The organism is Paenibacillus sp. FSL R5-0908 (assembly GCF_038006245.1).
Lineage (GTDB): Bacteria > Bacillota > Bacilli > Paenibacillales > Paenibacillaceae > Paenibacillus_AQ > Paenibacillus_AQ odorifer.
The window spans coordinates 3584428-3607711 of record NZ_JBBOUV010000001.1; the positions used below are offsets into that span (position 1 = coordinate 3584428).

Here is a 23284-nt window from a genome sequence, read left to right on the forward strand (position 1 = left end):
TTGAAAGGAAGCCAAAGTGATGAAGAGGAGAATCAAGTGGATTGTATTGGTACTGATTATAATTGCAGCAGGTTATTTTCTATATAGTAAGATGTATAAGCCTGAAGCGCAGTTAGAGCCTGTTGAACCCCCACAAGCCATAACTTTTGAGGTCACACAGGAGACCATTACCAATTCCATACAGGTTAAAGGTAATTCTAATTATGAGAAAGAAACGCTTGTTTATGCTCCATATGCTTCAAAGGTGACAAAGTGGAAGGTTGAAAATGGTGGACAGGTCAAAAAAGGTGATTTACTGTTTACTCTCGATCAGGAAGCCTTGAAGAATGAGATTGCTACACAAGAGGCGACCATCCGTAAGGCAAAGCTTGAAGCAGAGCTGAATGCATTTGTGAGCCAGCAAGACGAGGAGAATGCAGCCCTTGGTGCGACTGAAGCAGAACGGATTAAAGCACTTACAGCCCAAGAAGCAACACGGCTAGGGGACGAGCTTAATCAGGTCAATGCCGAAATACAGGCACGCGAATTAACAGAGAAAAAAGCCAAACTCAAAACTGCACTTTATTATGCTCCGGCAACTGGCATTTTCTTATTTGACAGTGCAAGCGAAATTCCGCAAACAGTGACAGATAATCAATATATCGGAAAAATAGTAGATATGAACAAGCTAGAATTCATTGCTCTTGTAGGTGAACAAGACGTTTTCCGTATAAAGACAGGCATGAAGGTCGACGTAAAAATGACAGCTATAAAAGATTTGAAGTTATCTGGAGAAGTTACGAAGGTAGCGAAATTTGCGAAGACTGCTTCAGGTCAGAATGCCACTGCCAGTTCTGTTCCTCAATTCGAAGTGGTTATCACGCTGCAGCCTGACGAGCATTTGATCGGTGGCTTAAGCTTAAACGGAGAAATTGAAACAGTTCGCAAAGAAAATGCCACCGTTGTATCCAGCATAGCTGTAATGCATGAAGGAGACCTCTCCTACGTTATGCTGGATAAAGGGGACGGGCAATATGAACGAAAAGACATCGAAGTGGGTCTGGAAACAACGGACAAAACAGAGGTTCTCTCTGGGTTGAAGGTTGGAGATGTTGTTGTTCTTCAGTAAAAATGACTAACGCTTAGAGTTACTTCTTAATCGTTTGACGCCAAACGTTAATATCTTTATTAAGATCGGTAAGATCAGGAACCGGGATTTGCTCATCGGAAAGGTTATATTTGGCTTTTAAGGCTAAGATCCGATAGACGCTTTCATCAATCCGTGTTTCTTGAATCTTACCGTTTTTTACGTTTTGTAGGAGGGACTCCATGACCCGTTTTTTATTATCATAGCCATGAGCGACAAGGAGAATATCACTACCTGCATTCACAGTATCTACTGCTGCTGTGGCCAGATCGTAGTTCTTCATAATGGCTCCCATGGTTAGATCATCAGTAATTACGATTCCTTGGTAGCCCATTTCATCTCGAAGCTGTTCACCAATAATGGTACGCGATAAGGATGCGGGTTTGTCTGGATCTAATTTTGGAAACAAAATATGAGCGACCATTACGGCGTCCGTCCCCTCTTTAATGGCTGCTTGGAAGGGGAGCCATTCTAATTCGGCTAGCTGACCGGCTGTTTTGTTCACAATCGGCAGATCCAGATGGGAGTCGACAGAAGTATCTCCATGTCCTGGAAAATGCTTGACAACAGGAATGACACCTTCACTCTCAATTCCCTTCATTTCGGCAATCCCTAGTTCAATGATTTGGCCAGCAGCATTGCCGAACGACCGGTCTCCGATGACTGGATTGTCTGGATTGCTATTGATATCGAGAACGGGAGCGAAGTTCATATTAAATCCTGCTGAACGTACTTCTCTTGCGAGCAGCTTTCCCATTTTCTCGGCAGCGGCAGGATCATTACTTGCACCCACTATTCCGTTAGAAGGGAATGTAGCATATTCTTTAGGCATCCTGCTGACTTTTCCACCCTCCTGATCAACACTCATGAATAGTGGGGAAGGGTTGCCAGTGTTACTCTTTTTCATAGAATTGATAAGACTGATCATCCCTTTCAGACTTTTAATATTGTCCTTATAGAGGATGATTCCACCTATTTTGTCTTCGGTAATCATCTTTTTAGCTTGCTCATCAAGGACAGTTCCATCAATTCCAACTAGGAGCATTTGTCCGATTTTTTCTTCCAAAGTCATCTCAGCAACCTGAAGAGCAATTGGATCGCTGACTGCTGAGGGGGTGGGAGCCAAGCTGGTGGTTGGTGCAGGTGTGGATTGGGAGGCCGGTGAATCGGTAGCTTCGGACTGTGAATTATTGCTGCTATTAGAACAGCCAGCTATGAGGAACAGTGACACCATAGCTGCAATAATGAAGAGTGTACCGGAAATTTTAGGCTTTAGGCTGTGACGGGTGAATCTAATCATCTGAATAGTCGTCCTTTCGTTAGCTAAATTAGATATTGGGAGAGGAATCCTTGCTGACTTAGAAGCACGGTGATAAGATAAACTTAAATATTTACATATTAAATTTGAATAATGAGGTGACGGTCCAATGAAAGATGGATTAGTACAAGCACTTAATGAACAGATGAATTTCGAGTTTTATTCCGCTCATGTTTATCTAGCGATGGCTGCTTATTGTTCCGGCGAAAGTCTGGATGGTTTTGCAAACTTTTTTCTAATTCAAGCCGAAGAAGAACGGTTCCATGCCATGAAGATTTATAAATTCCTTAACGACCGGGATAACCGTGCTACGCTAGAAGCACTACCAGAGCCGAAGAACGAATATAACTCGATGTTAGATGCTTTTGAACATGCCTTCGCGCATGAACAGCAGAACACTAAACGCTTCTATCATTTGGCTGACCTTGCTCTGGATGAGCGTGAACACGCGACGATTTATTTCTTGAAATGGTTTATTGACGAGCAAGTAGAAGAAGAGGCACTCTTTAGCAACATCATCAGTAAACTGAAACGAATTGATAAAGATAGCAACGCCTTCTACATGCTGGATGCCGAGTTTGCTGCACGTACTTTTACAGCTCCGGCTGAATAAGTTATTGAAGCCCAAAAGCCTGAGAAATCAGGCTTTTTTATTTTATAGATGCAGGAAGCTTAATCGCGAGCAGCTTATTATCCGTCCGAATCATCAGCATCCCTCCAGTTTTAAGGGAAGGGGAAAAGTTACGAGAGCCTGTGTTCACAGTGAAAATAGGCTTTAGTGTTAACATGTCATAAGCGTGAAATAGGCCATCAGATTGTCCACTATAAACCACGTTTCCGAACAGATCCGTCTGTACCACCGGATTCTCTCCAATATTGAGGTCGACAAGCTGTCCGGTTCCTAACTTAAGTGCGGATAAAGTACCTTTATCTTGATTTTGAAATAACATTCTTTGTTGATAAACTTGGTTCAATGGAAAGTCTTTTTCTTTAACCATCGAGGCCCAGGTTTGCACCGGTTTACCCTCTGCAGAATAATTCCAGAAATCATATTTCACAAACTTACTGCCCTGAAAGATGTAAAAGTCCTTTCCATCCAAAAACGCGTTTCCATTCATCCCATTATAACTATACACACCATCTTTATTCTCGGTATCTGTCCATGTATATAAACGTTCTCCTTTTAATTCACCTGTCTTTATGTTGAACACGGATACTTTGACTTTTCGATTTACCGGGTCATCATCCATCATAAATGTATTCGTGATAGAGTAGAGGAGCCCATCCTTCACTGCTAACGGCATCGCTTGCCGGGTCTGGTCCCATAGCTTTTTTCCAGTCAGACTGTCATAAGCAGCCAGTCCAGCAGTTGTTAAGGCTCCTTGAGACAGATAGCTGCGAATAATGACCCCATCTGATTCCATGACCTCTGATAAGCCTGTAAAGTTATTGCTTTTCTCTACAGCCTTCCATTTGATCTTTCCGGTTACGGCGTCAACTGCTGCTAATTGTTCCTCTTGAGTAACATATATAGTAGATCCTAAACGTTGTATATTTGTAGCTTTCGGGAGTGTTATGGAAGCCGACCATGCTTTTTTACCTGCCTCATTAACGGCATATAGGGAGCCGCTTTGGGTCAGACCGTAGATAAATCCATTGCTGTATGTGAATAGTGGCGCTAATCCACTTCCGAACTCCCATAATTTTTTGCCTGTTGCCGCATTCATTGCAGTTAATTTTTCATTGCGCTGCAACGCAAAGATCTTCCCGTTTTCCGCGAGTGCTGTAATGTCCTGTCCGGTGATTCTATCTTTTTTTAAAATGGCGAGTTGTGCTGACCAAACAGGTTTTAGGATCGGGGCTGTGACTTCACTGTAATAAGTGTTACTTAGGCTTACAACTGCTTTTTCTGCGGAAATGACTGACATTGATCCACTGTTTGTTATTGGAATTAAAATACTGCCTATAGCTAAACATGTAACAATTTTTTTCGGCAAAGACTGAATCATCACTCCACGCTCCTTTGAATTTGTCATTACTATAATTAGACAATAAAAATAGCAAAAAGTTACTATTCGAGAAGAATGGAAGCAAAGTTGAACGAGGGCAAACTATGTTACGTCCTGCAAAACAGTTATGACCTTGCAACTATATTTGACAGAGGGAACTATTGCGCCCCGTAGCAACACTGTTTCTCTAGACCCACCCGATTCTCAAAGTGTAGTATAGAACAATACTATTCTTTGGGGGTTCTTTTTTTGGAAACTTATAACGACATTAAACAAGGCGAAAAAGGAGCTTGGCTAAGCATCGTTGCATATATCTTTTTATCAGCTATCAAGCTGTTCATAGGTACGGTCTCAGGATCTCAAGCGTTGCTTGCAGATGGATTGAATAACAGTACAGATATTATTGCTTCTATCGCGGTACTAATTGGCCTGAAGATTTCCAGAAGACCGCCGGATTCGAACCACAGCTACGGGCATTTTAGAGCGGAGACCGTGGCTTCATTAATTGCTTCATTCATTATGATTGCGGTAGGGCTTCAAGTTTTGTACCAAGCTGTGAACAAATTTATTCAACCAGCACTGGAAAGTCCTGATCTCATAGCGGCGTGGACGGCAGTGGGCTGTGCTGTAGTTATGATGGCTGTCTATATGTATAATATTAGGCTGGCCCGTGCCATTAACAGTAACGCAATGCGGGCAGTAGCACTGGATAATCGATCAGATGCTATAGTTAGCGTGGGCGCTTTTATCGGAATTGTGGCTTCCTCCTTGGGCGTTCCTTGGCTTGACCCGCTTACAGCCATCATTGTCGGACTAATCATTTGTAAGACGGCATGGGATATCTTTAGCAAAGCTACGCATGATCTAACGGACGGATTTGATGCGGAAGAGCTTGAACATATGAAAGAAACTGTGGCAGAAATCGATGGTGTACAATCCATAAAAGATATCAAAGCCCGTATCCATGGGAATAACGTATTAGTTGACACAACTGTGCTAGTGGATTCTCAGCTAAGTGTGGTGCAGAGCCATGATATTACGGAAGAAATTGAAGAGCAGTTAAAAGACCGGCACCAAGTTTCCAATGTACTTGTACATATCGAACCCGTGATGAAGTAGAAATTAATCAGTTGGTGCCATATGTACTGCTAAAGGTTGAATATAGGCACCTGTGATGTTGTTAATAGTTCTTTTGTGGAGAAAGGTGGAAAATAAAATTGAAATGTAATTTTCAAGAAACGGAATGGTGATTTCATGATCGCTTGGAAAGATTCATATGATATCGGTGTAGAGAAAATTGACTGCCAGCACAGACAGTTGCTAGCGAAATTGAACGAGTTTTTTGAAGCATGCAGTAATCAGCAAGGGAAAGAAAAGATCGAGGAAACGCTGAAATTCTTAAAAGAATACACGATTGAACATTTCAGTAATGAAGAGCAACTGATGGAGGAGATCAACTTCCCTGAACTAGCTGAACATCGTCAGACGCATGCTGATTTCGTGAAGGCTGTTCTCGAATTGGAAGAAACGGTCAAAACAAAGGGAGTATCCGTACTCTCAACCATCAAGCTTAATCGAACGTTAACAGACTGGCTGATAAATCACATCAATAAATGTGATAAGCTGATTGGTCAATGTATGGCCACACGTGATAAAGCGATATAAGATAAACTTCCAAAGAAGATGCCGATGGGCATTTTCTTTTTTTAGTTCCGATGTTTTCCGAACACCGCATTGCAGTTTATACTGGGTTAACGGTTTGTGTTATGATTTGAGATAAGAAGTAGAGAAGTAGTAAGGTAAAGGGGAGAGAAACGATGAAAACATTACGAATGTTAGCTTCAGGATTTGCTATGCTGCTCATTCTGGGTCTTGTTAATTTCTACATTGGCTATCACGGCTGGTTACTTATTCATGAATGGTTTTCAGGTGTTTCGTCAGCAGTATTCTGGACATTATTTATGCTTATCGCTTTTGCGTATGTCATTGGAATGATCCCATGGCCAAAGTCGGTTAAACCGATCGCCAGATTCTTTAAAGTGATTGGATCGTATTATCTAGCCTGTATGGAATTTGCTATCATTACGTTACCTTTGGCAGACCTATTATATGTGATACTGGGATGGTCGGGAATCGATCGTACCTATTACATCGCAGAAGCGGGCGGGACAATTCTGATATTACTGGCAGTTTTTCTGGTCTGGGGTTCAATCAACGCCTGGAGTACCGTGATCCGCACACATTCCATTCCTATTGATAAATCTATTGGCACCAGCACGCCGTTAACGATCGCGGTTGCTTCAGACCTGCACTTAGGGAATATCGTGGGCAATCGTCATCTCAAAAAAATGGTGTCACAAATGAACGCTATGCAACCCGATGTGATTTTGCTGGCTGGAGATGTCTTGGATGACAGCATTGAACCTTTTATCCGCAATAGTATGAGTGAACAGATTAAACAGTTAAAAGCTCGTTATGGTGTCTACGCAGTACTGGGTAATCACGAATATTATGGTGGATCCATTAAGGAATATACCGATTTGATGAGTAGTATTGGGATCAAGGTCCTGCAAGATGAGGTTGAAGAAGTCGCAGGAACCTATATTGTAGGCCGAAAAGACAAGACAGCCGAGGCGATGGAAGCTGGTGGCAGACAAAGTGTAAGCACCTTGCTCGAAGGACTTGATCTTACACGTCCTGTGATTATGATGGATCATCAGCCTACAGGATTCGACGTAGCCGCTCAAGCTGGGGTAGACGTTCTACTCTCTGGTCATACGCACCGAGGACAGATTGCTCCTAATCACTGGATCACTAAACGTTTGTTCGAGCTGGACTGGGGATATCTTCGTAAGGACAATTTGCATGTAGTGGTGTCGTCAGGATATGGAACATGGGGACCCCCAATTCGTTTAGCTAGCCGGTCGGAGATCATTAAGCTGGAGGTTATGCTGAAGGGTTCTAAAAAATACAGTGAAGAGCCTGTTTCCACAAAAACGGTGTTAATCTAAGGTGAGTTTATTTAGAGGCTGTTTCATCAGCAGATTTATCTGCTAGGTGAGGCGGCTTCTTTTTTTTGACAACTCATGGGGATTATAGTATGTTTAAAATTAGTTAAGGACTTAACTATATTGGAGCTGAATTATAGAATATGGATCATTTACAACAGTTTGTGCTGAATCAGCCATTGCATACCAAAGCATTTTTTACATTAGTTGAAGCTACTGCAAATTTAGTTTCTGTTTCTGAGAAATATTGGCAGTCGAAAGGATTGAACGGAGCAAGAATTCGTATCTTGGTGGAGATCTCTAAACATGGAGGTGCGATTTTACCTTCTACATTGGCTCAAATTATTGGAGTTACCAAAGCTAATATAAGCATGCTGTTAACACCATTGGAGCGAGATGGATTAATAACCCGTTCGAATGATACAAAGGATGGCAGAAAAAGCGTCATTTCGATTACAAGTGAAGGCCAGCAATTACTTCTGGAGCATCTTCCAGAGAATCGTCAGGCTGTCGCAGAGAGAATGCAAAATCTGAATGATCAGGAGCTACACCAACTTATCTTTTTATTACAAAAACTCAGTACATTCGAATAACAGAAAGGGTGTTATGTATGTCAATTATGGTTACAGGAGCCACAGGTCAATTAGGCAGCTTAATTATGGAGAACCTTGAGAAGTATGTTCCGGCTAGTCAAGTTATTGCTTGTGTTCGTCAGCGAGAGAAAGCTGCTAATTATTTAGAAAAAGGGTTCGAAGTCCGTTTTGGCGATTATGACCAGTTGGATTCGTTAATTGAAGCTTTTACAGGGGTCACAACATTACTTTTAATCTCCAGCTCTCATACCGATGATAAGATCAGATTAAATCAGCATGCTCAGGTCATTCATGCAGCAAAAAAAGCCGATGTGAAACATCTGCTTTATACTGGATTTGCCTTTCCCCCCAAAGGTCCGATTCCTTCTTATCATATTCATTTACTAACTGAGCAGTTGATTCTTGAATCAGGGATAGCTTATACGTTTCTGCGTAACGCTTTGTATATAGATTTTGTGGGTGTGCTTGGGTTGAAGGAAGCGATGGAAAGCGGCGAGCTACCCACTTATCCAGGGAACTGGCAGTTTAATTCTGTCACTCGTGAGGACCTCGCTTTAGCTACGGCAAAGGTTCTTACAACGAGTGGACATGAGAACCAAGTCTACGAACTAGCCGCACCTAACGTTTGGGACTTTAATGACTTAGTTGATGTATTATCAGAGTTATCTGGGAAAAGAATTACGTATCGCCAGGATTCAAGTATTCAGCATTGGATATATTCGTTTCTTGCGAAGACAGATACTGCTTCTACATCAAAAGATCTGGAAAGGCTGATGGAGCGGAAGGTTACCACACTTAGAGAGAGTATCAAGCTTTTTGTTTGATCTGACTTTAGTTGTTCTATCGTTATAAAGTTGTTACTATGAGTTCATCCATTATTCAGGGAGTGTAAATGATGAAGAAGATTTTAGTAGCAGATGACGATGTGAATATTCGAACATTATTAAAACATGTACTAACAAGGGAAGGATATCAGGTGATGGAAGCCAGTGATGGCCGAGATGCGATACATAAATTGCAGGACAGTATTGCGGATTTAGCGGTCGTAGATGTAATGATGCCACATGTAGATGGGTTAGAGCTATGTCAGCATATTAGAGAAACGTATGATATTCCGATCATTTTATTGACAGCACGCCAGCAGCTGAGTGATAAAGAGCAAGGTTATTTACGGGGGACGGATGATTATGTAACGAAACCTTTTGAGCCTGAAGAGCTGCTGTTCCGGATCAAAGCGTTATTTCGCCGCTATTCCATTGCTTCAGATGATCGGATTCGATTAAATTCTCTAGTCATTGACCGCAAAAATTATGAAATAACCGATGGTGATGAGGTTCTGCTGCTGCCGGTAAAAGAGTTTGAGCTTCTGGCCCAACTCGCACAATATCCAGGCAGGTTATATACACGTAGTGAGTTAATTGAACTGGTATGGGGCATGGATTATGAAGGTGATGAGCGAACAGTCGATGTACATATCAAACGTTTGCGTCAACGCTTCATAGATTATCAGGAGGATTTTGTGATCCGAACCGTTCGAGGCATTGGCTATAAATTGGAGATGGTTAACGTATGAGATCCTTGTATGTCCGGATGTGTATTGTCTTCTGTTCAGTAATTGTGGTAAGTAGCCTTCTTGGATTTTTGGTGTCTAATATCTACTATCAAGCCCAGATTAAATCTCAGAACGATGCCAAACTTACCGGAATGGCTATCGAGGTTCAACAATTCGCAGAATCACATCCGGAAACGATGGAGGATTATTTGCGGAGTATAGCCAAGCTGGGTTATAAAATCTATTTAACAGATGCTGAAGAGGAATCAAGATTCTACGGTAAGCCCTTTAGAAAAGAAGATTTGGATGAGCAGCAACTAGAGAAGGTTCTGAATGGGCAAATTTATCATGGGGTCGCGGATTTCCCGGACAGTGCATTTATTACCGGATTTTTTGATAATCAACTGCGTAATTCAATTGGTGTTCCTGTAAAAGTAAACAATGAGACGTATGCTTTGTTTATGCGTCCGGATGCTGAAGTACAGTTCGGTGAGCTCCGCGTCTTTTTCGCTGTGATCATTGGGTTCACCGTGTTGTTTAGCTTAGGCTTTGTAATGATTAGCGTACTGCATGTAGTTAGACCTATTACACGTTTGACGACGGCCACTAAACGGATCTCAAAAGGCAGATACGATATCAAATTGAATACGTGGCGGCGTGATGAGATTGGTCAGTTAGCTTCCCATTTTATGATTATGAGCCGGGAGCTGGAACGAACAAATCGGGCACGTCAGGAATTTGTCGCTAATGTATCGCATGAAATTGAGTCGCCATTAACATCTATTCAGGGATTTGCCCAAGCGTTACAAGATTCAACCTTACCTGAGGATGAACGGTTACAGTATCTCAATATTATTGACCAAGAAAGCCATCGCCTTTCCTTGCTAAGCAAACAGCTGCTTACCTTGTCTTCGCTTGATTATGATCCTAATTCCATACAGAAAAAGTCGACAGACTTGCGTGCACAACTAAGACAGGTCGTACAAATCATGGAATGGAGATTAACAGAGAAACAACTGGCCGTGCGTTTGAATCTTGCTGACATCAGCGTTCTAGGGGATTCAAATCTATTGTTCCAGGTATGGATGAACCTGCTCTCCAATGCCATAAAATACACACCTGCTGAGGGTTCCATTATGATTTCCGCGAAGCTTGTGGAACAGAACTGTATTGTTTCTGTGTCTGATACTGGTGAAGGTATTTCAGCCGAGGAGTTACCGTTAATCTTCGATCGTTTCTATAAAGTAGATCGAGCACGAACGCATGAAACCCATAGCAGCGGACTTGGACTTGCGATTTCTCGAAAAATCGTAGAAGCGCATAACGGAACCATTGAAGTAACCAGTACTTTGGGTGAAGGGACTACCTTTACAGTTACACTTCCGCTTTTGTAATTCATTATTCATACTCCGTTCATTTTCATCTTCTAAACTGTGACTATACAGATTAGAAGGAGTGGTAATATGTTTTTAGCCTTAAGGGAAATGCGACATTCTAAAGCCAGATACCTATTAATTATGGTTATCATGTTATTGGTTTCCTTTCTTGTACTTTTCGTCACGGGACTAGCCAGAGGATTAGCTTATGCAAATATCTCTGCAGTAGAGAACATGCCGGCGAATTATTTTGTAGTACAAGGTGATGCGGATCAGACCTTTAGACGTTCTCAGTTAACAGATGCGGAGCTCCAGAATGTACGTGCAGTAGTTGGAGACAATAATGCGTCTTCGCTTGCAATGCAGATGAGCACTGTCACTGCTAACGATGCAGACGTAAAAGCAGATATTACTTTTTTTGCAGTAGATATGACTGGGTTATTAGCTCCTAAAGTAGTTGAAGGTGACAAGATTACAAATGAGACAAATGGTAAAGTCCTTGTTGATCGTGACCTGGAACAGTCAGGAATCAAACTTGGCAGTATCATTCGTGATCAGGCAACCGGGATGGAATTTACTGTCGCAGGTTTTGTTGAGGATAGCTCTTACAGCCATACCCCAGTAGTTTATATCAACAATCAGGATTGGCAAGCTATGAAGCAGGGGGTTAACCAAGGAGAAGAAAACTCTTCGTCGGTACCGTTTAATGTGATTGCCCTTAATGCGAATGCTGATCAAGTAGATAAGATTTCAACGAATGTAAAAGATGTAGAGGTCATTACGCAAAAAGTAGCTATATCTAATGTTCCGGGCTACTCGGCTGAGCAGGGTTCACTGCTTATGATGATTGTTTTCCTGTTTGTGATCGCAGCGTTTGTTCTGGCAGTATTTTTCTATGTCATTACGATTCAGAAAACTAGCCAGTTTGGTATTCTGAAGGCGATGGGTACCAAAATGTCTTACTTGGCTTGGAGTGTGGTAGGGCAGGTTATGATTTTAGCTATTTCAAGTCTTTGCATTAGCTTACTGCTTACCTTTGGGATGAATAAGGTTCTACCTGATTCGATGCCATTCCAACTGGAGCCTTCCACCATTCTTTTAACCAGCTGTTTATTCGTTGGGATGTCTCTTTTAGGATCACTAATTTCTGTCGCTAAAGTGGCAAAAGTAGATGCATTAGAAGCTATTGGGAGGGCTGGAGCATGAGTGCAAAACTAATTATGAAGCAAGTAACCAAAAACTACGGTGATGGCGATACAACGGTGTCTGTGCTGAACAATTTGAATCTAATCGTGAATGAAGGGGAGTTCGTTGCCGTCCTAGGACCTTCGGGTACAGGGAAAAGTACATTCCTTTCAGCGGCTGGTGCGCTTCTAACACCTACTAGCGGTGAGATTTTTATAGATGGGGAATCACTTACAGATAAAAGTAAAAGTGAGCTGACAGAGCTTCGTTTAGAGAAGATAGGCTTCATGTTCCAAAGCGCTCAACTATTGCCTTATTTGAAGGTAGAGGAGCAACTCCTTTTTGTAGCTAAGCAGGGGAAAATGAGTGCTAAGGAAGCGAAGGAACGGGCTGCCGATTTGATGAAACGTTTGGATATCTGGAAACGGCGTAATCACTATCCGGAGCAGCTATCCGGTGGGGAGAAGCAGCGTGTAGCTATCGCAAGAGCATGGATGAATAAACCAGCGATTCTCTTTGCAGATGAGCCGACAGCCAGTCTGGACTTCAAACGCGGAAGAGAAGTTGTGCGGATGATCGCTGATGAGGTGAAGAATGAAGGTAAAGCAGCGGTTATGGTCACTCATGATGAACGGATGCTCGAATGGTGTGACCGCGTTCTGCATCTGGAAGACGGGCATTTGGTTGAACATGAGTTAAGCAAAATTTAGTAAAGAAAACAAGAAAACGATTCATGCCATTGATGGCATGAATCGTTTTCTTGTGTGAACATGGGTTTCACTTATTTGTCAGCTATGGTGACTTGGCCTGAGCCATAGGTGTCAAACCAACCTTTAATAGTGTTGAAATCGCTACTGAATGAGAGTGCCAGTTCTAGTAGAATTCGGGCATGTGCTGCGTTCAGATTGTCTCCGGCAATGATGCCGTCACCTGATGCATAGTTGGAACCGGAACCCGTACGTGTGGTAGACACGAAGATCACCCCGTTTTCCTTAATTGCTTTCGTGCGAGCTTCCCCCATCGCTTTGGATAGACCACCAGCCCCTGTACCTGAAGTAACAATGCCTTTTGCACCGTCTTGGACAAACCCTGTAATTGCTCCGGAACCAGCATCTTGGTAGGCATAAGCAATCTCTACCTTAGGCATATCGCTGCTTTTAATCTTAGTAAGATCGAATGGTGTTGCCCATTTGTCAGCGGTCAGGAGTGCTCTGGAATTTGCACGATATATTCTTATATTATTTTCATCGATATATCCGAGGATTCCTAGTTGTGGACTTTCAAAAGTGTCTGTTCGATAAGCATTGGTCTTTGTAACCTCTCTAGCCGTATGAATCTCGTCATTTAACATGAGCACAGTACCATAATATTTCGTTTTTCCACTAGCAGCTAGTTTAATAGCGTTAAATAGATTGGCCTGAGCATCACTTCCGATAACAGTCCATGGACGCATGGAGCCAGTTACTACGACAGGTTTGGAGCTACGCACCGTGAGATCAAGGAAATAAGCAATTTCCTCCATTGTATCTGTACCTGTAGTTACAACGATGCCATCTTGAGTTTCGAGTGCATTATCTACTTTTAAGGAGAGATCATATAGTTGTTGCATAGTGTACGAGCCAGAGCCTGAATTCCCAAATTGATAGCTAGTTACATCAGCGAACTTTTTAAGGTTAGGCAGCGCCTTAACCATATCTTCCATTAACAAAGTCCCGGCTTTATAGTTCTGGAAGCTGGTCTCATCCACAGATTTACCGGCAATAGTACCACCGGTCGCTATGACTTGGACCTTTGGAAGCTTAACCGTTCCTTCAATCGTTTGGGTGACCTCAGCAGCGTAAGTGGTAGAAACGGGAAGCATGGGTGTAGCGGAGAAGAGTAGAGTAAAAGTGAGTCCTGCGGCAACAGTAGTTTTGGCGAGCTTTGTTTGTAATCCATTCATAGATGTAACCTCCCATTTGATTAGCTGCTTTCACAAATATGTGATGTTATATAACATATTAGTGATTCATGATTGGATTATATCTATGTATATTATATCGTGACAAGTATACTAACATGTAGATAAAGCGCTTAAATGTATTGTTTCTATAGAATATCGACTATTTTCTTACGTATTCTATGAATTTTATTATATTATTTTTAAAGTGAAATCCCGTATGTATGTTATGTTTAGTTACATATCTTTTAGAATTATCTTTGGCTTCCTTATTTCATATAAAAAGGCTGCCGAGACTTTCTCGGCAGCCTGACTACTTGTCTTTTCTATAGACAAGTAGCTTTTTTATAAAGACATCGGTAGCTAAGGAAGAAGAACATTCTTGATGTCGGATGATTGAGAATTGCCTTTCCAGATGATGTTGCCTGATTGGCAGCTCTTTGATTTCACCGCTTTCTAGTTCCTTCCGTACAATCCATCTGGAGAGCATGGCGATTCCGAGGCCGGAGGCCACAGCTTCTTTAACACCTTGAGAGCTGTTGAAGACATAGGATCTTTTAGCAGAAATACCTTCCTCCTGTAGGAAATGATCACTGAAAGCTCGTGTACCTGAGCCGTGTTCGCGAAGCACCCAAACCTGATCCTGCAACATACTCTGCTCCACAGAAATCGCTTTTGACAGAGGGTGGGTAGCAGGAGCGACCATAATCATCTCGTCTTTCATATAAGGAGTGACATTCAGATCATTCTCATGGACCTCACCTTCAATAAACCCTATGTCCAGTTCGTTGGATTTAACGCCTCCAATAATCTCCTCAGTATTGCCTATCGTCACTTGCAGCTTGACCTGCGGATATTGATTGGCAAAATCAGCAAGTCTTGCCGGCAAAATATATTCACCAATAGTAAAACTAGCGCCGATATGTATACTCCCAGTGACTTCGTCCTGAAGCATATGGATTTCCTGACTTGCTTCATCGAAATGAGCCAATATTTGTTTGGCGTGTTTATAAAGAATACTGCCGGCTTCTGTTAATCTAACCTGTTTAGAAGAACGATGCAGGAGTTTAGCACCGAGCTCATTCTCAAGATTCCGGATATGCAGACTGACACCGGGTTGAGATAAATTCAGCGCTTCTCCTGCTTTGGAAAAATGACTCAGTTCAGCTACAGTAACGAATACGCGTAATGGATCTACAATCATTGTAATCCCTCATTAGATTAGTCTATACTCCCGAATAAGCCAAGAATCCACCGTCAACGGGGACGGTAACTCCGGTCACAAAGCTGGACATTGCTTCATCTGCTAACCAGAGTAGTGTACCAAGCAGATCCTCCGGCTGTCCAAAGCGGCGCATTGGAGTATGAGAGATGATTTTTTGGGAACGGTCTGTAAGCTCGCCATCTTCACGAACCAACAGCTTCTCATTTTGTTTAGTAAGGAAAAAGCCAGGGGCAATGGCATTCACACGTATACCAGACTCAGCGAAATGAACGGAGAGCCACTGGGTGAGATTATTAATTCCTGCTTTGGCAGCGCTGTAGGCAGGTACTTTGGTCATTGGAGAAGGTGCGCTCATGGATGAAATATTAATAACAGATGTGCCCGTTCTGCCGAGCATCTGCTTGGCAAAAACTTGGGTTGGGATCAATGTTCCAATCAGATTAAGGTCCATCACATTGCGAAATCCATCTACACTAAGGTCAAAAAAAGTAAATATGTCCGGGTTCTCCAGGTCATCATTTTTGAAAATCTCTTGGGTCGTATTTGCTGAGGAGTCATTTCCGCCAGCGCCGTTAATTAATAGATCGCAAGGACCCCAGTGATTCTTAACAGCTTCTGCGGCTTTCATAACACTATGTTGATCTGTAACATCACAGGAAAGTGAAATGGCTTGACCTCCAGCGGCTGTAATTTCAGCGGCAACCAAATCTCGCTTAGCTGCGGTACGATTTAGAATCGCGACTTTAGCTCCTTGCCGACCTAACTCTAGCGCCATAACCCGGCATAATACACCGGCTCCTCCGGTAATCACAGCGATTTTTCCTTCTAATGTTGGATGCAAAGTTAATTCTAGCATAACCATTGAGCCTCCCTAAAAGTCCTGAGTGTGATTAAAGTTCCTTATCAAGTACGTGTTGTGATTTTTTTTGCGAAAATCCTATATGATTATAGAACTGTACAGCATCTTCTCTGGTTTGATTGGTCCGTACTCTAATTTTGCTAAACCCTGTTTGGATTGCCCATCGTTCACAGGTTTCTACAAGCTGTCGGCCAATTCCTTCTCCGCGGCAAGTCTGATCAACAACTAGACCTCCGATTTCAACAAATGAAGGAGATTCAAGTAAGATTCGAACGGTCGCATGTATCCATCCTACCAATTGGTGATCTGATTCAGCTACATATACAGTATGATCTTTGTGTGTTCCGATTTCTTGTAGTCTTTCTCCTAATTGTTCGATATTCAAAGGATATCCAAGCTGGCTTGAGAGTCTTGCTATCTCTTGGATGTCGCTTATAGATGCTGTTCTGATAAGAATATCGTTCACCACCTCAAAATTGTAGGTTAGAGCCTTTTTATTATAGTTCATCATATGTTTTAAACATTCCCTAATAAATTTACTTAGTGCTGTTACGATAGGCAGAAGGGGAGATTCCTATTGTCTTTTTGAAATATTTAGAGAAATGGGCTAATTCCATACTTACTTGCTCCGCGATATCTGAAATGCTGAAATTGCTATAAGAAAGCTGTCTTTTAGCATGCTCCATTCTTTTCAATTGTACATAATGCATGGGGGGAACCCCTATAAATTTCTTGAAGTAGGGGATGAAATAGTTCGGATGTAAGTGGACAATTTCTGCTAACTCTTCTATTTCTATGGGTTTATCCAGCCGCTCATCAATATATTGAAGAACATAGGCGAGCTTTCCCTGATCCCCCGTATGTATAAATTCTTGCATAAAGTCTGTTTTGATATTCTCGTTCGATTCAAGACAAGTAGCAATTAGATTGAGGACGTTCGCCTGAGTACGCAGAATGGACAATACATCATCTTTTTGAAACTGTTCGATCATTTCTGTGAAAATAACCCGTACCGAATCTGGGTTGGGCGCATCACAGATAAACAGTTTGTTTGCCGAATGGAATAAGGGCCACTCCCCAATATCAGCATCAAAATGGCAGAAATAGCGTGTATAGGGATCATTCATTGACGTTTCTGTAGTTTGAGTGCTTCCTGCGGGCATGATCATTAGTTGACCTGCTCTCGGATAATAAGTAACACCGTTAATGATAACTTTTCCCTCGCCGCGGTCAATAAAATACAGCCGATTAAATGTTGGAGTTTCCAGCGTACGATTCCACCCGCTATATCCGCTTCTAAGTTGGGCATGGGTCACTTTTACGGTAAGATTCTGGAGGAATCTGCCCGTAAGGTTACCTGGATTATTCATCATCTAGCTCCTCTATGACTTGATTATCCTTATTATAACGAATTTATTTAACTAAATCATCTTATTATTATGCAAATAATGCTTAGTTTCGCTCATGTTCATGTCTATTAATTAAGTATATTCTCATAACATAACCTCAAATAGGGAAGTGATCTGATTGAATAAAGTACGGTATGGCATTATTGGAATTGGGAATATGGGGAGTGCACATGCACAAAGTCTGTTGAATCAAATTAAAGATGCTGAGCTTACAGCTGTATGTGATGTAAGGGTAGAACGTTTGAAATGGGCAGAAGAGCATTTACCGGAAAGTGTACAGAAATTCGCAACACCCCAAGAGTTATATGAGTCTCATCTCATAGATGCAGTATTAATCTGTACTCCACATTATGATCATCCAACTTTAGCTATCGAGGCTTTTCAATATGGTTATCATGTATTGGTAGAGAAACCGGCTGGGGTCTATACCAAAGCTGTTAAGCAGATGAACGAAGCTGCAGCAAAGTCTGATCGCAAATTTGGAATCATGTATAACCAGCGGACGAATCCTTTATATCAAAAGCTTAGGGATCTCATTCAATCTGGTGAACTAGGCGAAATCCGCCGCACAAATTGGATCATCACCAACTGGTACAGATCACAAAGTTACTATAATTCCGGTGGTTGGCGGGCAACATGGGCAGGCGAAGGTGGTGGGGTGCTGCTGAATCAAGATCCTCATCAACTAGATTTATGGCAGTGGACGACAGGTATGATGCCTAAGCGGATCAGAGCGTTTTGTCATTTTGGTAAATACCGCAATATTGAGGTTGAAGATGATGTAACCGCTTATGTGGAATATGAAAATGGTGCGACAGGGCTTTTTATCACCACAACAGGTGAAGCACCGGGAACTAACCGTTTCGAAATTACTGGTGATCATGGAAAAATCGTAGTGGAAGACGGGAAGCTAACCTTTTGGCGTCTACGCACGCCGGAGCCGCAATTCAATGCAGAGTTTACGGGAGGATTCGGCAGTCCAGAGTGTTGGAGATGTGAGATTCCTGTAGAAGAGGGTGGCGGGGAGCAGCATAAAGGAATTTTGCGGAACTTTACGAATGCTATTCTACATGAGGAGAAATTGTTAGCTCCGGGTGAGGAAGGCATTCACGGTCTAACACTATCTAATGGAATGTATTTATCGGCTTGGACCGACGATTGGGTGGAGTTACCGATTGATGAAGATTTATTTTATGAGAAGCTCATGGAAAAGGTAGAGAATTCTAACTTTAACAAGGAAACCACAGCCGCCCAAACCTATGATGTTAAGGGAACTCATTAAATTCTAATCAGAAAGGAAAGATCCTATGAATCGTTCAACCATTGCTGCTCAAATGTACACATTACGTGATTTTACTAAAACTGCGGAGGATTTGAGATCCACTTTTCAAAAGGTCTCTGCTATGGGTTATGAAGCTATTCAGATTTCAGGCATCGGGCCAATCGATCCGAAGCTCGTAAAAGAGTATGCAGATGAAGCAGGTTTGGCAATATGTGCAACTCATGTGTCTTGGGATCGGCTAACGAACGATTTGGATGCTTTAGCCGCTGAACATAAGCTGTGGAACTGCAAAAATATTGGACTAGGAAGTTTACCGGAAAAATTCCGTACGGGGCAAGAAGGTTACCGTGAATTCGCTAAGCTGATGTCGGGCATTGCAGTTACACTAAAAGAACAACATGATCTGCAATTTGTTTATCATAATCACGATTTTGAATTTGAACGGTTTGATGGATTGACTGGCATGGAAATTCTGCTCACTGAGTCTGATCCTGCCGTTGGTTTTGAGCTGGATTTATATTGGGTTCAAGCGGGCGGAGGGAGTCCAGCCGAATGGATACGCAAAGTTGCAGGTCGAATGCAGGTAGTGCATTTAAAAGATATGGCGATTGTTAATAGAAAACAGATCTTTGCTGAAGTCGGTGAAGGGAATATGAACTATAAAGAGATTATCAATGTCTGTCGCGAAACGGGTGTTGAATGGTTTGTAGTAGAGCAGGATGTTTGCCGCCGTGATCCTTTTGAAAGCTTGGAGATCAGTCTGCGTTATCTTCTTAATACGTTATAGAATGAAGTAATACTGATTAGGAGGGTTTCTATGAATCGAAAAAATGGGATGACCTATGCACCAACGTATGAATCCAAACCCGTAGTGAAGCCGGGGGAATTCATCATTGCCGCTATTGCCCTAGATCACGGTCATATTTACGGGATGTGTAACGGACTGGTTGAGGCAGGGGCAGAGCTGAAATGGGTATATGATCCGGACGAGGAAAAGGTCAGAAATTTTATTAGTAAATATCCCGGTGTCAAAGCTGTCGGATCAATGGAAGAAGTTCTGGAAGATCCCGATGTACAATTAATTGCAGCGGCCGCAATTCCATCTGAACGAGGACCTTTAGGCAATAGAGTAATGGCTCACGGAAAGGACTATTTTACGGATAAAGCCCCCTTTACAACCCTGGAACAGCTTGAATCCGCTAGAGCAATGGCAGCTGCAACCAATAAGAAATATATGGTCTACTATAGTGAACGTCTTCACGTTGAAAGCGCTATCTATGCGGGGCAGCTGATTCAACAAGGCGCTATTGGCCGTGTCCTGCAAGTCATTGGATTAGGGCCACATCGTCTAAATGCTCCTAACCGGCCGGAATGGTTTTTCCAAAGGGAGAAATATGGTGGGATTCTGTGTGACATAGGCAGTCATCAAATAGAACAATTTTTGTATTATGCCGATTGTCAGGATGCTTCGGTTATTCATAGTAAAGTGGCCAATTACAACCATCCGACTTATCCCGAATTAGAGGATTTTGGTGATGCTACTCTTGTAGGGGACAATGGGGCAACACAATATTTTCGCGTGGATTGGTTTACCCCTGATGGGCTGGGCACTTGGGGAGACGGGCGCACGATGATTATGGGTACTGAGGGATACATTGAACTGCGTAAATATACTGATATAGGTCGTTCAAATACACCGGATCATGTGTACTGGGTCAATGGGGAAGGGGAACATTATGAGCATGTAGCTGGGAAGGTTGGTTTTCCTTTCTTTGGTGAGCTAATCCTTGACTGTTTGAATCGGACAGAGCTGGCGATGACACAGAACCATGTGTTCAAAGCTGCCGAGCTATGTCTGAAGGCTCAAGAACAAGCGATCAATCTAACCCCAGCAATACTCAGATAACGATTGAATGATGAACGGAGGGTAATATAGATGAAAGAACTTGGAGCAGCCATTATTGGATGCGGAGCCATTTTCCCTCTTCATGCAAAAACATTAACAGGCATCGATGGTGTGAGATTACTTGCGGTTGCAGATATTGATGCTGACAAAGCATTGCAGACGTCTAATGAATATGACTGCCAAGCCACTAATGATTATAGAGAAATTTTAAAGGATGACCGTATTCATGTTGTACATCTCTGTACGCCTCATTATTTACATGCAGAAATGGCTACGGAGTTGTTACGAGCAGGAAAACATGTCCTTACCGAAAAGCCTCTGGCGGCAGATCTCCTTTCAGCCAGACGAATACTTGAAGCCGCACAGCAAAGTACAGGTCAGCTTGGTGTGGTGTTCCAGAACCGTTATAATGATGCCTCCATGTATATTAAGCGGGTTATTGACTCAGAAATATATGGGAAGCTGCTCTGTATGAAAGGAATCGTGACCTGGCACCGCAGCGAAAGTTATTATAGTGATAGTAACTGGAGAGGACGCTGGTCTACGGAAGGTGGAGGTCTGCTAATTAACCAAACCATTCATACACTGGATTTACTTCAGTGGTTTGGTGGAGAGGTAGCATCGGTGAAAGGGAGTATTACCACGGATGTGCTAGATGGGGTCATAGAGGTAGAGGATACCGCCCATGCCTGCATCGATTTCACTAGTAATGTCAGAGGGCTCTTTTATGGTACAAATACCTATCTGGAGAATTCTCCAGTGGAGCTGGAGCTAGTTTTTGAAGAAGGTACTATCAACCTCCGCAGAGATCATTTATATCTTTGGAAGGATGGAAAGGAAACCTTGCTGTGCGAACCTAGATTCAGTGCTACGGAAGGTAAATCCTATTGGGGCACCGGGCATAAGAGACTGATTGAGGACTTCTATGAGCATGTCGCCAGGGGTCAAAAGTTTTGGTTGGATGGTGCTGAAGGGATAAAAGCGCTGGAGTTGGTGGCGGGGATTTATAGTTCATCGCAGGAAGGCTGAATAAATAATAAAAAAGCTGTATCAAAAGTAGATTGATCTACGAATGATACAGCTTATTGTATTTTTAATGTGAATCACTTATTCTCAATCTTCCTAAATCAACGGAACTCTAAATAATCTATAACCTTCCTTGGTAGCTTGTCCATGGGGTTGATTTATGTAATTATGTTCTTGGGTAAGTAATTTGTAGATTTACAATAAATATAAAATGATGATTAACGGCAGGTAGGAGGGGTTAGGAATGAGTGTTGCATGGAAAAGAAGGATTCTGATCAATGATCCTATTTCACTAGATCCAGTTCAGATTCAGCAAGACTTGTACAGCGGCAACCAAGTGATTGTTCAGTTCTCTGATCCATCGACCTATGGTTCGATTCTGGATGAAGTAAATGAGCTTTGCGCGTGTTTTGATGAAAATTTTGGAGTGCGTTTTTATGGCCATTATTCTGTATCCTTTGATTGTGAGACACTCCTGCAGATTCCAAATGTTAAAATGCTGCTGCTGAATTGTCTTCGCCAGGCACATAACACGAACGTATTGGCTAAGCTGAATAACCTGTATAGTCTGAGCGTGGGTATTTATGAGCTTGAGAATCCGGAGATTCTGAGTATAGATACATTGCGCTCTTTAAGCATTTTAAATATTAGTTCGGAGAAAAAGACGCTTAATCTGGAATACCTAAAAGAATTCTCTCGTCTAGAACAGTTGCATGTAATAGGTAAAGTTAAAAACCTTGATGCTATTGGAGATCTGGAGGATCTTACCTATCTCGCGCTGCACTCCATCAGCAACAAACCCTTACATTTTATTAATCGGCTAAAGAAATTGAAAGAACTTCGCATTTTACTTGGAGGCAGAGAACATATTCAGGACATCGAAGAGAATGAGATCGAGAGCCTGGAAATCTGTAGAGTCCGTGGCTTTCATGATCTGAGTAATATTACGGTTTTTCGTGCGTTAAAAAAGCTTGTGATTGAAGATCAAATCCAGCTACGTGAGATTAACTTTGATCAGCAGATGAAGGCACTGGAAGAGCTAACCATTATGAATTGCAAAACATTGGCTCATTTGACGGGGATAGAGCAATTACCTTTTCTGCACAAGCTTCGTATTTTCAAAACGGCGATCGATTTTGATTCATTTATAGAACAAGAGCTTCCAATCGGCCTAACCACATTAGAGTTTGCAACTTTTAAAAGAAAAGTAGATCAGGAAATTCAAAAAACAATAGTGGGGTTAGGCTATCAAAATGGAATTGTCAATAATGAGAACAGGGCATGATGCAGCCTTTTTTGTTCCATAAATCTTGAGGACTTATTTCTATCTTTTTTACAAGCTTTTAAATATTTTATTTTTTTCATATAATAGTAGATATTAAATTTATAAATAATTGTAATACACCATGATAAGGTTATAATTGATACAGAAAAGGTGTGACGCCTAAGAAGGAGCGCCCACATCCTTTCT

Annotated in this window: 23 protein-coding genes; 16 read left to right on the top strand and 7 right to left on the bottom strand. The window is 42.1% G+C overall.

What is annotated here, in order from left to right:
• Positions 1-19: 19 nt before the first annotated feature.
• Positions 20-1108, top strand: a complete 1089-nt coding sequence (locus MKZ09_RS16385) for an efflux RND transporter periplasmic adaptor subunit (RefSeq protein WP_076129326.1) — start codon at positions 20-22, stop codon at positions 1106-1108.
• 19 nt (positions 1109-1127) lie between these two features.
• Here MKZ09_RS16385 and nagZ read toward each other — a convergent pair whose 3' ends face one another.
• Positions 1128-2426: a beta-N-acetylhexosaminidase gene (gene nagZ, locus MKZ09_RS16390; RefSeq protein ID WP_076205926.1), complete on the bottom strand. Its 1299-nt coding sequence runs from the start codon at positions 2424-2426 to the stop codon at positions 1128-1130.
• 127 nt (positions 2427-2553) lie between these two features.
• Between nagZ and MKZ09_RS16395 the strand changes: the two genes are divergently transcribed.
• Positions 2554-3057 (top strand): ferritin, encoded by a 504-nt coding sequence (locus MKZ09_RS16395; protein ID WP_036678216.1) that lies wholly within the window; start codon positions 2554-2556, stop codon positions 3055-3057.
• A gap of 37 nt (positions 3058-3094) precedes the next feature.
• On the opposite strand, the gene MKZ09_RS16400 is transcribed toward MKZ09_RS16395, so the two are convergent.
• The gene (locus MKZ09_RS16400; RefSeq protein ID WP_076135081.1) at positions 3095-4453 is read right to left on the bottom strand and encodes an outer membrane protein assembly factor BamB family protein; all 1359 of its coding nucleotides are present in this window, start codon (positions 4451-4453) and stop codon (positions 3095-3097) included.
• Positions 4454-4702: 249 nt separating this feature from the next.
• On the opposite strand from MKZ09_RS16400, the gene MKZ09_RS16405 reads away from it, so the two are divergent.
• The 9 genes from MKZ09_RS16405 to MKZ09_RS16445 all read left to right on the top strand — a co-directional run bounded on the left by MKZ09_RS16405 (position 4703) and on the right by MKZ09_RS16445 (position 12877).
• The gene (locus tag MKZ09_RS16405; protein ID WP_076129330.1) at positions 4703-5572 is read left to right on the top strand and encodes a cation diffusion facilitator family transporter; all 870 of its coding nucleotides are present in this window, start codon (positions 4703-4705) and stop codon (positions 5570-5572) included.
• Between the two features lie 135 nt (positions 5573-5707).
• The gene (locus MKZ09_RS16410; protein ID WP_051491008.1) at positions 5708-6118 is read left to right on the top strand and encodes a bacteriohemerythrin; all 411 of its coding nucleotides are present in this window, start codon (positions 5708-5710) and stop codon (positions 6116-6118) included.
• Positions 6119-6270: 152 nt separating this feature from the next.
• Positions 6271-7464, top strand: coding sequence for a metallophosphoesterase (locus MKZ09_RS16415; protein WP_076205928.1), 1194 nt, complete (start codon positions 6271-6273; stop codon positions 7462-7464).
• Between the two features lie 140 nt (positions 7465-7604).
• On the top strand, positions 7605-8054 hold the full coding sequence (locus MKZ09_RS16420) for a MarR family winged helix-turn-helix transcriptional regulator (protein ID WP_076135077.1): 450 nt from the start codon (positions 7605-7607) through the stop codon (positions 8052-8054).
• A gap of 17 nt (positions 8055-8071) precedes the next feature.
• Positions 8072-8878: an NmrA family NAD(P)-binding protein gene (locus MKZ09_RS16425; protein WP_076105600.1), complete on the top strand. Its 807-nt coding sequence runs from the start codon at positions 8072-8074 to the stop codon at positions 8876-8878.
• 71 nt (positions 8879-8949) lie between these two features.
• Entirely contained in the window at positions 8950-9627 is a 678-nt protein-coding gene (locus tag MKZ09_RS16430) for a response regulator transcription factor (protein WP_076105601.1), read from the top strand.
• Complete coding sequence (locus MKZ09_RS16435) at positions 9624-11000, top strand: sensor histidine kinase (RefSeq protein ID WP_076205930.1); 1377 nt, start codon at positions 9624-9626, stop codon at positions 10998-11000. The genes MKZ09_RS16430 and MKZ09_RS16435 overlap by 4 nt, the downstream gene beginning before the upstream one ends.
• 69 nt (positions 11001-11069) lie before the next feature.
• Positions 11070-12188, top strand: a complete 1119-nt coding sequence (locus MKZ09_RS16440) for an ABC transporter permease (RefSeq protein ID WP_076205932.1) — start codon at positions 11070-11072, stop codon at positions 12186-12188.
• A complete protein-coding gene (locus tag MKZ09_RS16445; protein ID WP_076135070.1) occupies positions 12185-12877 on the top strand; it encodes an ABC transporter ATP-binding protein in 693 nt (230 codons plus the stop codon). Before MKZ09_RS16440 ends, MKZ09_RS16445 begins: the two co-directional genes overlap by 4 nt.
• 71 nt (positions 12878-12948) lie before the next feature.
• Here the strand turns inward: MKZ09_RS16445 and MKZ09_RS16450 are convergent, their stop codons facing one another.
• The 5 genes from MKZ09_RS16450 to MKZ09_RS16470 form a co-directional block, all read right to left on the bottom strand.
• Positions 12949-14109 carry an asparaginase gene (locus MKZ09_RS16450; protein ID WP_076135068.1) on the bottom strand — a complete coding sequence of 387 codons (1161 nt, stop codon included), beginning with the start codon at positions 14107-14109 and terminating at the stop codon, positions 12949-12951.
• 310 nt (positions 14110-14419) lie between these two features.
• Positions 14420-15310 (bottom strand): LysR family transcriptional regulator, encoded by an 891-nt coding sequence (locus MKZ09_RS16455; protein ID WP_076205934.1) that lies wholly within the window; start codon positions 15308-15310, stop codon positions 14420-14422.
• Between the two features lie 22 nt (positions 15311-15332).
• Positions 15333-16187: an SDR family oxidoreductase gene (locus MKZ09_RS16460; protein ID WP_076205936.1), complete on the bottom strand. Its 855-nt coding sequence runs from the start codon at positions 16185-16187 to the stop codon at positions 15333-15335.
• A gap of 34 nt (positions 16188-16221) precedes the next feature.
• Positions 16222-16701 carry a GNAT family N-acetyltransferase gene (locus MKZ09_RS16465; RefSeq protein ID WP_256719228.1) on the bottom strand — a complete coding sequence of 160 codons (480 nt, stop codon included), beginning with the start codon at positions 16699-16701 and terminating at the stop codon, positions 16222-16224.
• Between the two features lie 25 nt (positions 16702-16726).
• Complete coding sequence (locus MKZ09_RS16470; RefSeq protein WP_305953559.1) at positions 16727-17563, bottom strand: AraC family transcriptional regulator; 837 nt, start codon at positions 17561-17563, stop codon at positions 16727-16729.
• Between the two features lie 154 nt (positions 17564-17717).
• On the opposite strand from MKZ09_RS16470, the gene MKZ09_RS16475 reads away from it, so the two are divergent.
• The 5 genes from MKZ09_RS16475 to MKZ09_RS16495 all read left to right on the top strand — a co-directional run bounded on the left by MKZ09_RS16475 (position 17718) and on the right by MKZ09_RS16495 (position 23098).
• A complete protein-coding gene (locus MKZ09_RS16475; protein ID WP_076205938.1) occupies positions 17718-18881 on the top strand; it encodes a Gfo/Idh/MocA family protein in 1164 nt (387 codons plus the stop codon).
• A gap of 25 nt (positions 18882-18906) precedes the next feature.
• The gene (locus tag MKZ09_RS16480) at positions 18907-19668 is read left to right on the top strand and encodes a sugar phosphate isomerase/epimerase family protein (protein ID WP_076205940.1); all 762 of its coding nucleotides are present in this window, start codon (positions 18907-18909) and stop codon (positions 19666-19668) included.
• A gap of 30 nt (positions 19669-19698) precedes the next feature.
• On the top strand, positions 19699-20787 hold the full coding sequence (locus MKZ09_RS16485) for a Gfo/Idh/MocA family protein (RefSeq protein WP_076205942.1): 1089 nt from the start codon (positions 19699-19701) through the stop codon (positions 20785-20787).
• Between the two features lie 30 nt (positions 20788-20817).
• Positions 20818-21816 carry a Gfo/Idh/MocA family protein gene (locus tag MKZ09_RS16490; protein WP_076205944.1) on the top strand — a complete coding sequence of 333 codons (999 nt, stop codon included), beginning with the start codon at positions 20818-20820 and terminating at the stop codon, positions 21814-21816.
• A 241-nt stretch (positions 21817-22057) separates the two neighbouring features.
• Positions 22058-23098: a hypothetical protein gene (locus MKZ09_RS16495; RefSeq protein ID WP_076205946.1), complete on the top strand. Its 1041-nt coding sequence runs from the start codon at positions 22058-22060 to the stop codon at positions 23096-23098.
• The last annotated feature ends 186 nt before the right edge of the window (positions 23099-23284 follow it).

Coding starts and splice junctions, on each gene's coding strand:
- MKZ09_RS16385 (WP_076129326.1), top strand. CDS start 20: ATGAAGAGGAGAATCAAGTGGATTGTATTGGTACTGATTATAATTGCA.
- nagZ (WP_076205926.1), bottom strand. CDS start 2,426: ATGATTAGATTCACCCGTCACAGCCTAAAGCCTAAAATTTCCGGTACA.
- MKZ09_RS16395 (WP_036678216.1), top strand. CDS start 2,554: ATGAAAGATGGATTAGTACAAGCACTTAATGAACAGATGAATTTCGAG.
- MKZ09_RS16400 (WP_076135081.1), bottom strand. CDS start 4,453: ATGATTCAGTCTTTGCCGAAAAAAATTGTTACATGTTTAGCTATAGGC.
- MKZ09_RS16410 (WP_051491008.1), top strand. CDS start 5,708: ATGATCGCTTGGAAAGATTCATATGATATCGGTGTAGAGAAAATTGAC.
- MKZ09_RS16415 (WP_076205928.1), top strand. CDS start 6,271: ATGAAAACATTACGAATGTTAGCTTCAGGATTTGCTATGCTGCTCATT.
- MKZ09_RS16420 (WP_076135077.1), top strand. CDS start 7,605: ATGGATCATTTACAACAGTTTGTGCTGAATCAGCCATTGCATACCAAA.
- MKZ09_RS16425 (WP_076105600.1), top strand. CDS start 8,072: ATGTCAATTATGGTTACAGGAGCCACAGGTCAATTAGGCAGCTTAATT.
- MKZ09_RS16430 (WP_076105601.1), top strand. CDS start 8,950: ATGAAGAAGATTTTAGTAGCAGATGACGATGTGAATATTCGAACATTA.
- MKZ09_RS16435 (WP_076205930.1), top strand. CDS start 9,624: ATGAGATCCTTGTATGTCCGGATGTGTATTGTCTTCTGTTCAGTAATT.
- MKZ09_RS16440 (WP_076205932.1), top strand. CDS start 11,070: ATGTTTTTAGCCTTAAGGGAAATGCGACATTCTAAAGCCAGATACCTA.
- MKZ09_RS16445 (WP_076135070.1), top strand. CDS start 12,185: ATGAGTGCAAAACTAATTATGAAGCAAGTAACCAAAAACTACGGTGAT.
- MKZ09_RS16450 (WP_076135068.1), bottom strand. CDS start 14,109: ATGAATGGATTACAAACAAAGCTCGCCAAAACTACTGTTGCCGCAGGA.
- MKZ09_RS16455 (WP_076205934.1), bottom strand. CDS start 15,310: ATGATTGTAGATCCATTACGCGTATTCGTTACTGTAGCTGAACTGAGT.
- MKZ09_RS16460 (WP_076205936.1), bottom strand. CDS start 16,187: ATGCTAGAATTAACTTTGCATCCAACATTAGAAGGAAAAATCGCTGTG.
- MKZ09_RS16465 (WP_256719228.1), bottom strand. CDS start 16,701: ATGATGAACTATAATAAAAAGGCTCTAACCTACAATTTTGAGGTGGTG.
- MKZ09_RS16470 (WP_305953559.1), bottom strand. CDS start 17,563: ATGATGAATAATCCAGGTAACCTTACGGGCAGATTCCTCCAGAATCTT.
- MKZ09_RS16480 (WP_076205940.1), top strand. CDS start 18,907: ATGAATCGTTCAACCATTGCTGCTCAAATGTACACATTACGTGATTTT.
- MKZ09_RS16485 (WP_076205942.1), top strand. CDS start 19,699: ATGAATCGAAAAAATGGGATGACCTATGCACCAACGTATGAATCCAAA.
- MKZ09_RS16490 (WP_076205944.1), top strand. CDS start 20,818: ATGAAAGAACTTGGAGCAGCCATTATTGGATGCGGAGCCATTTTCCCT.
- MKZ09_RS16495 (WP_076205946.1), top strand. CDS start 22,058: ATGAGTGTTGCATGGAAAAGAAGGATTCTGATCAATGATCCTATTTCA.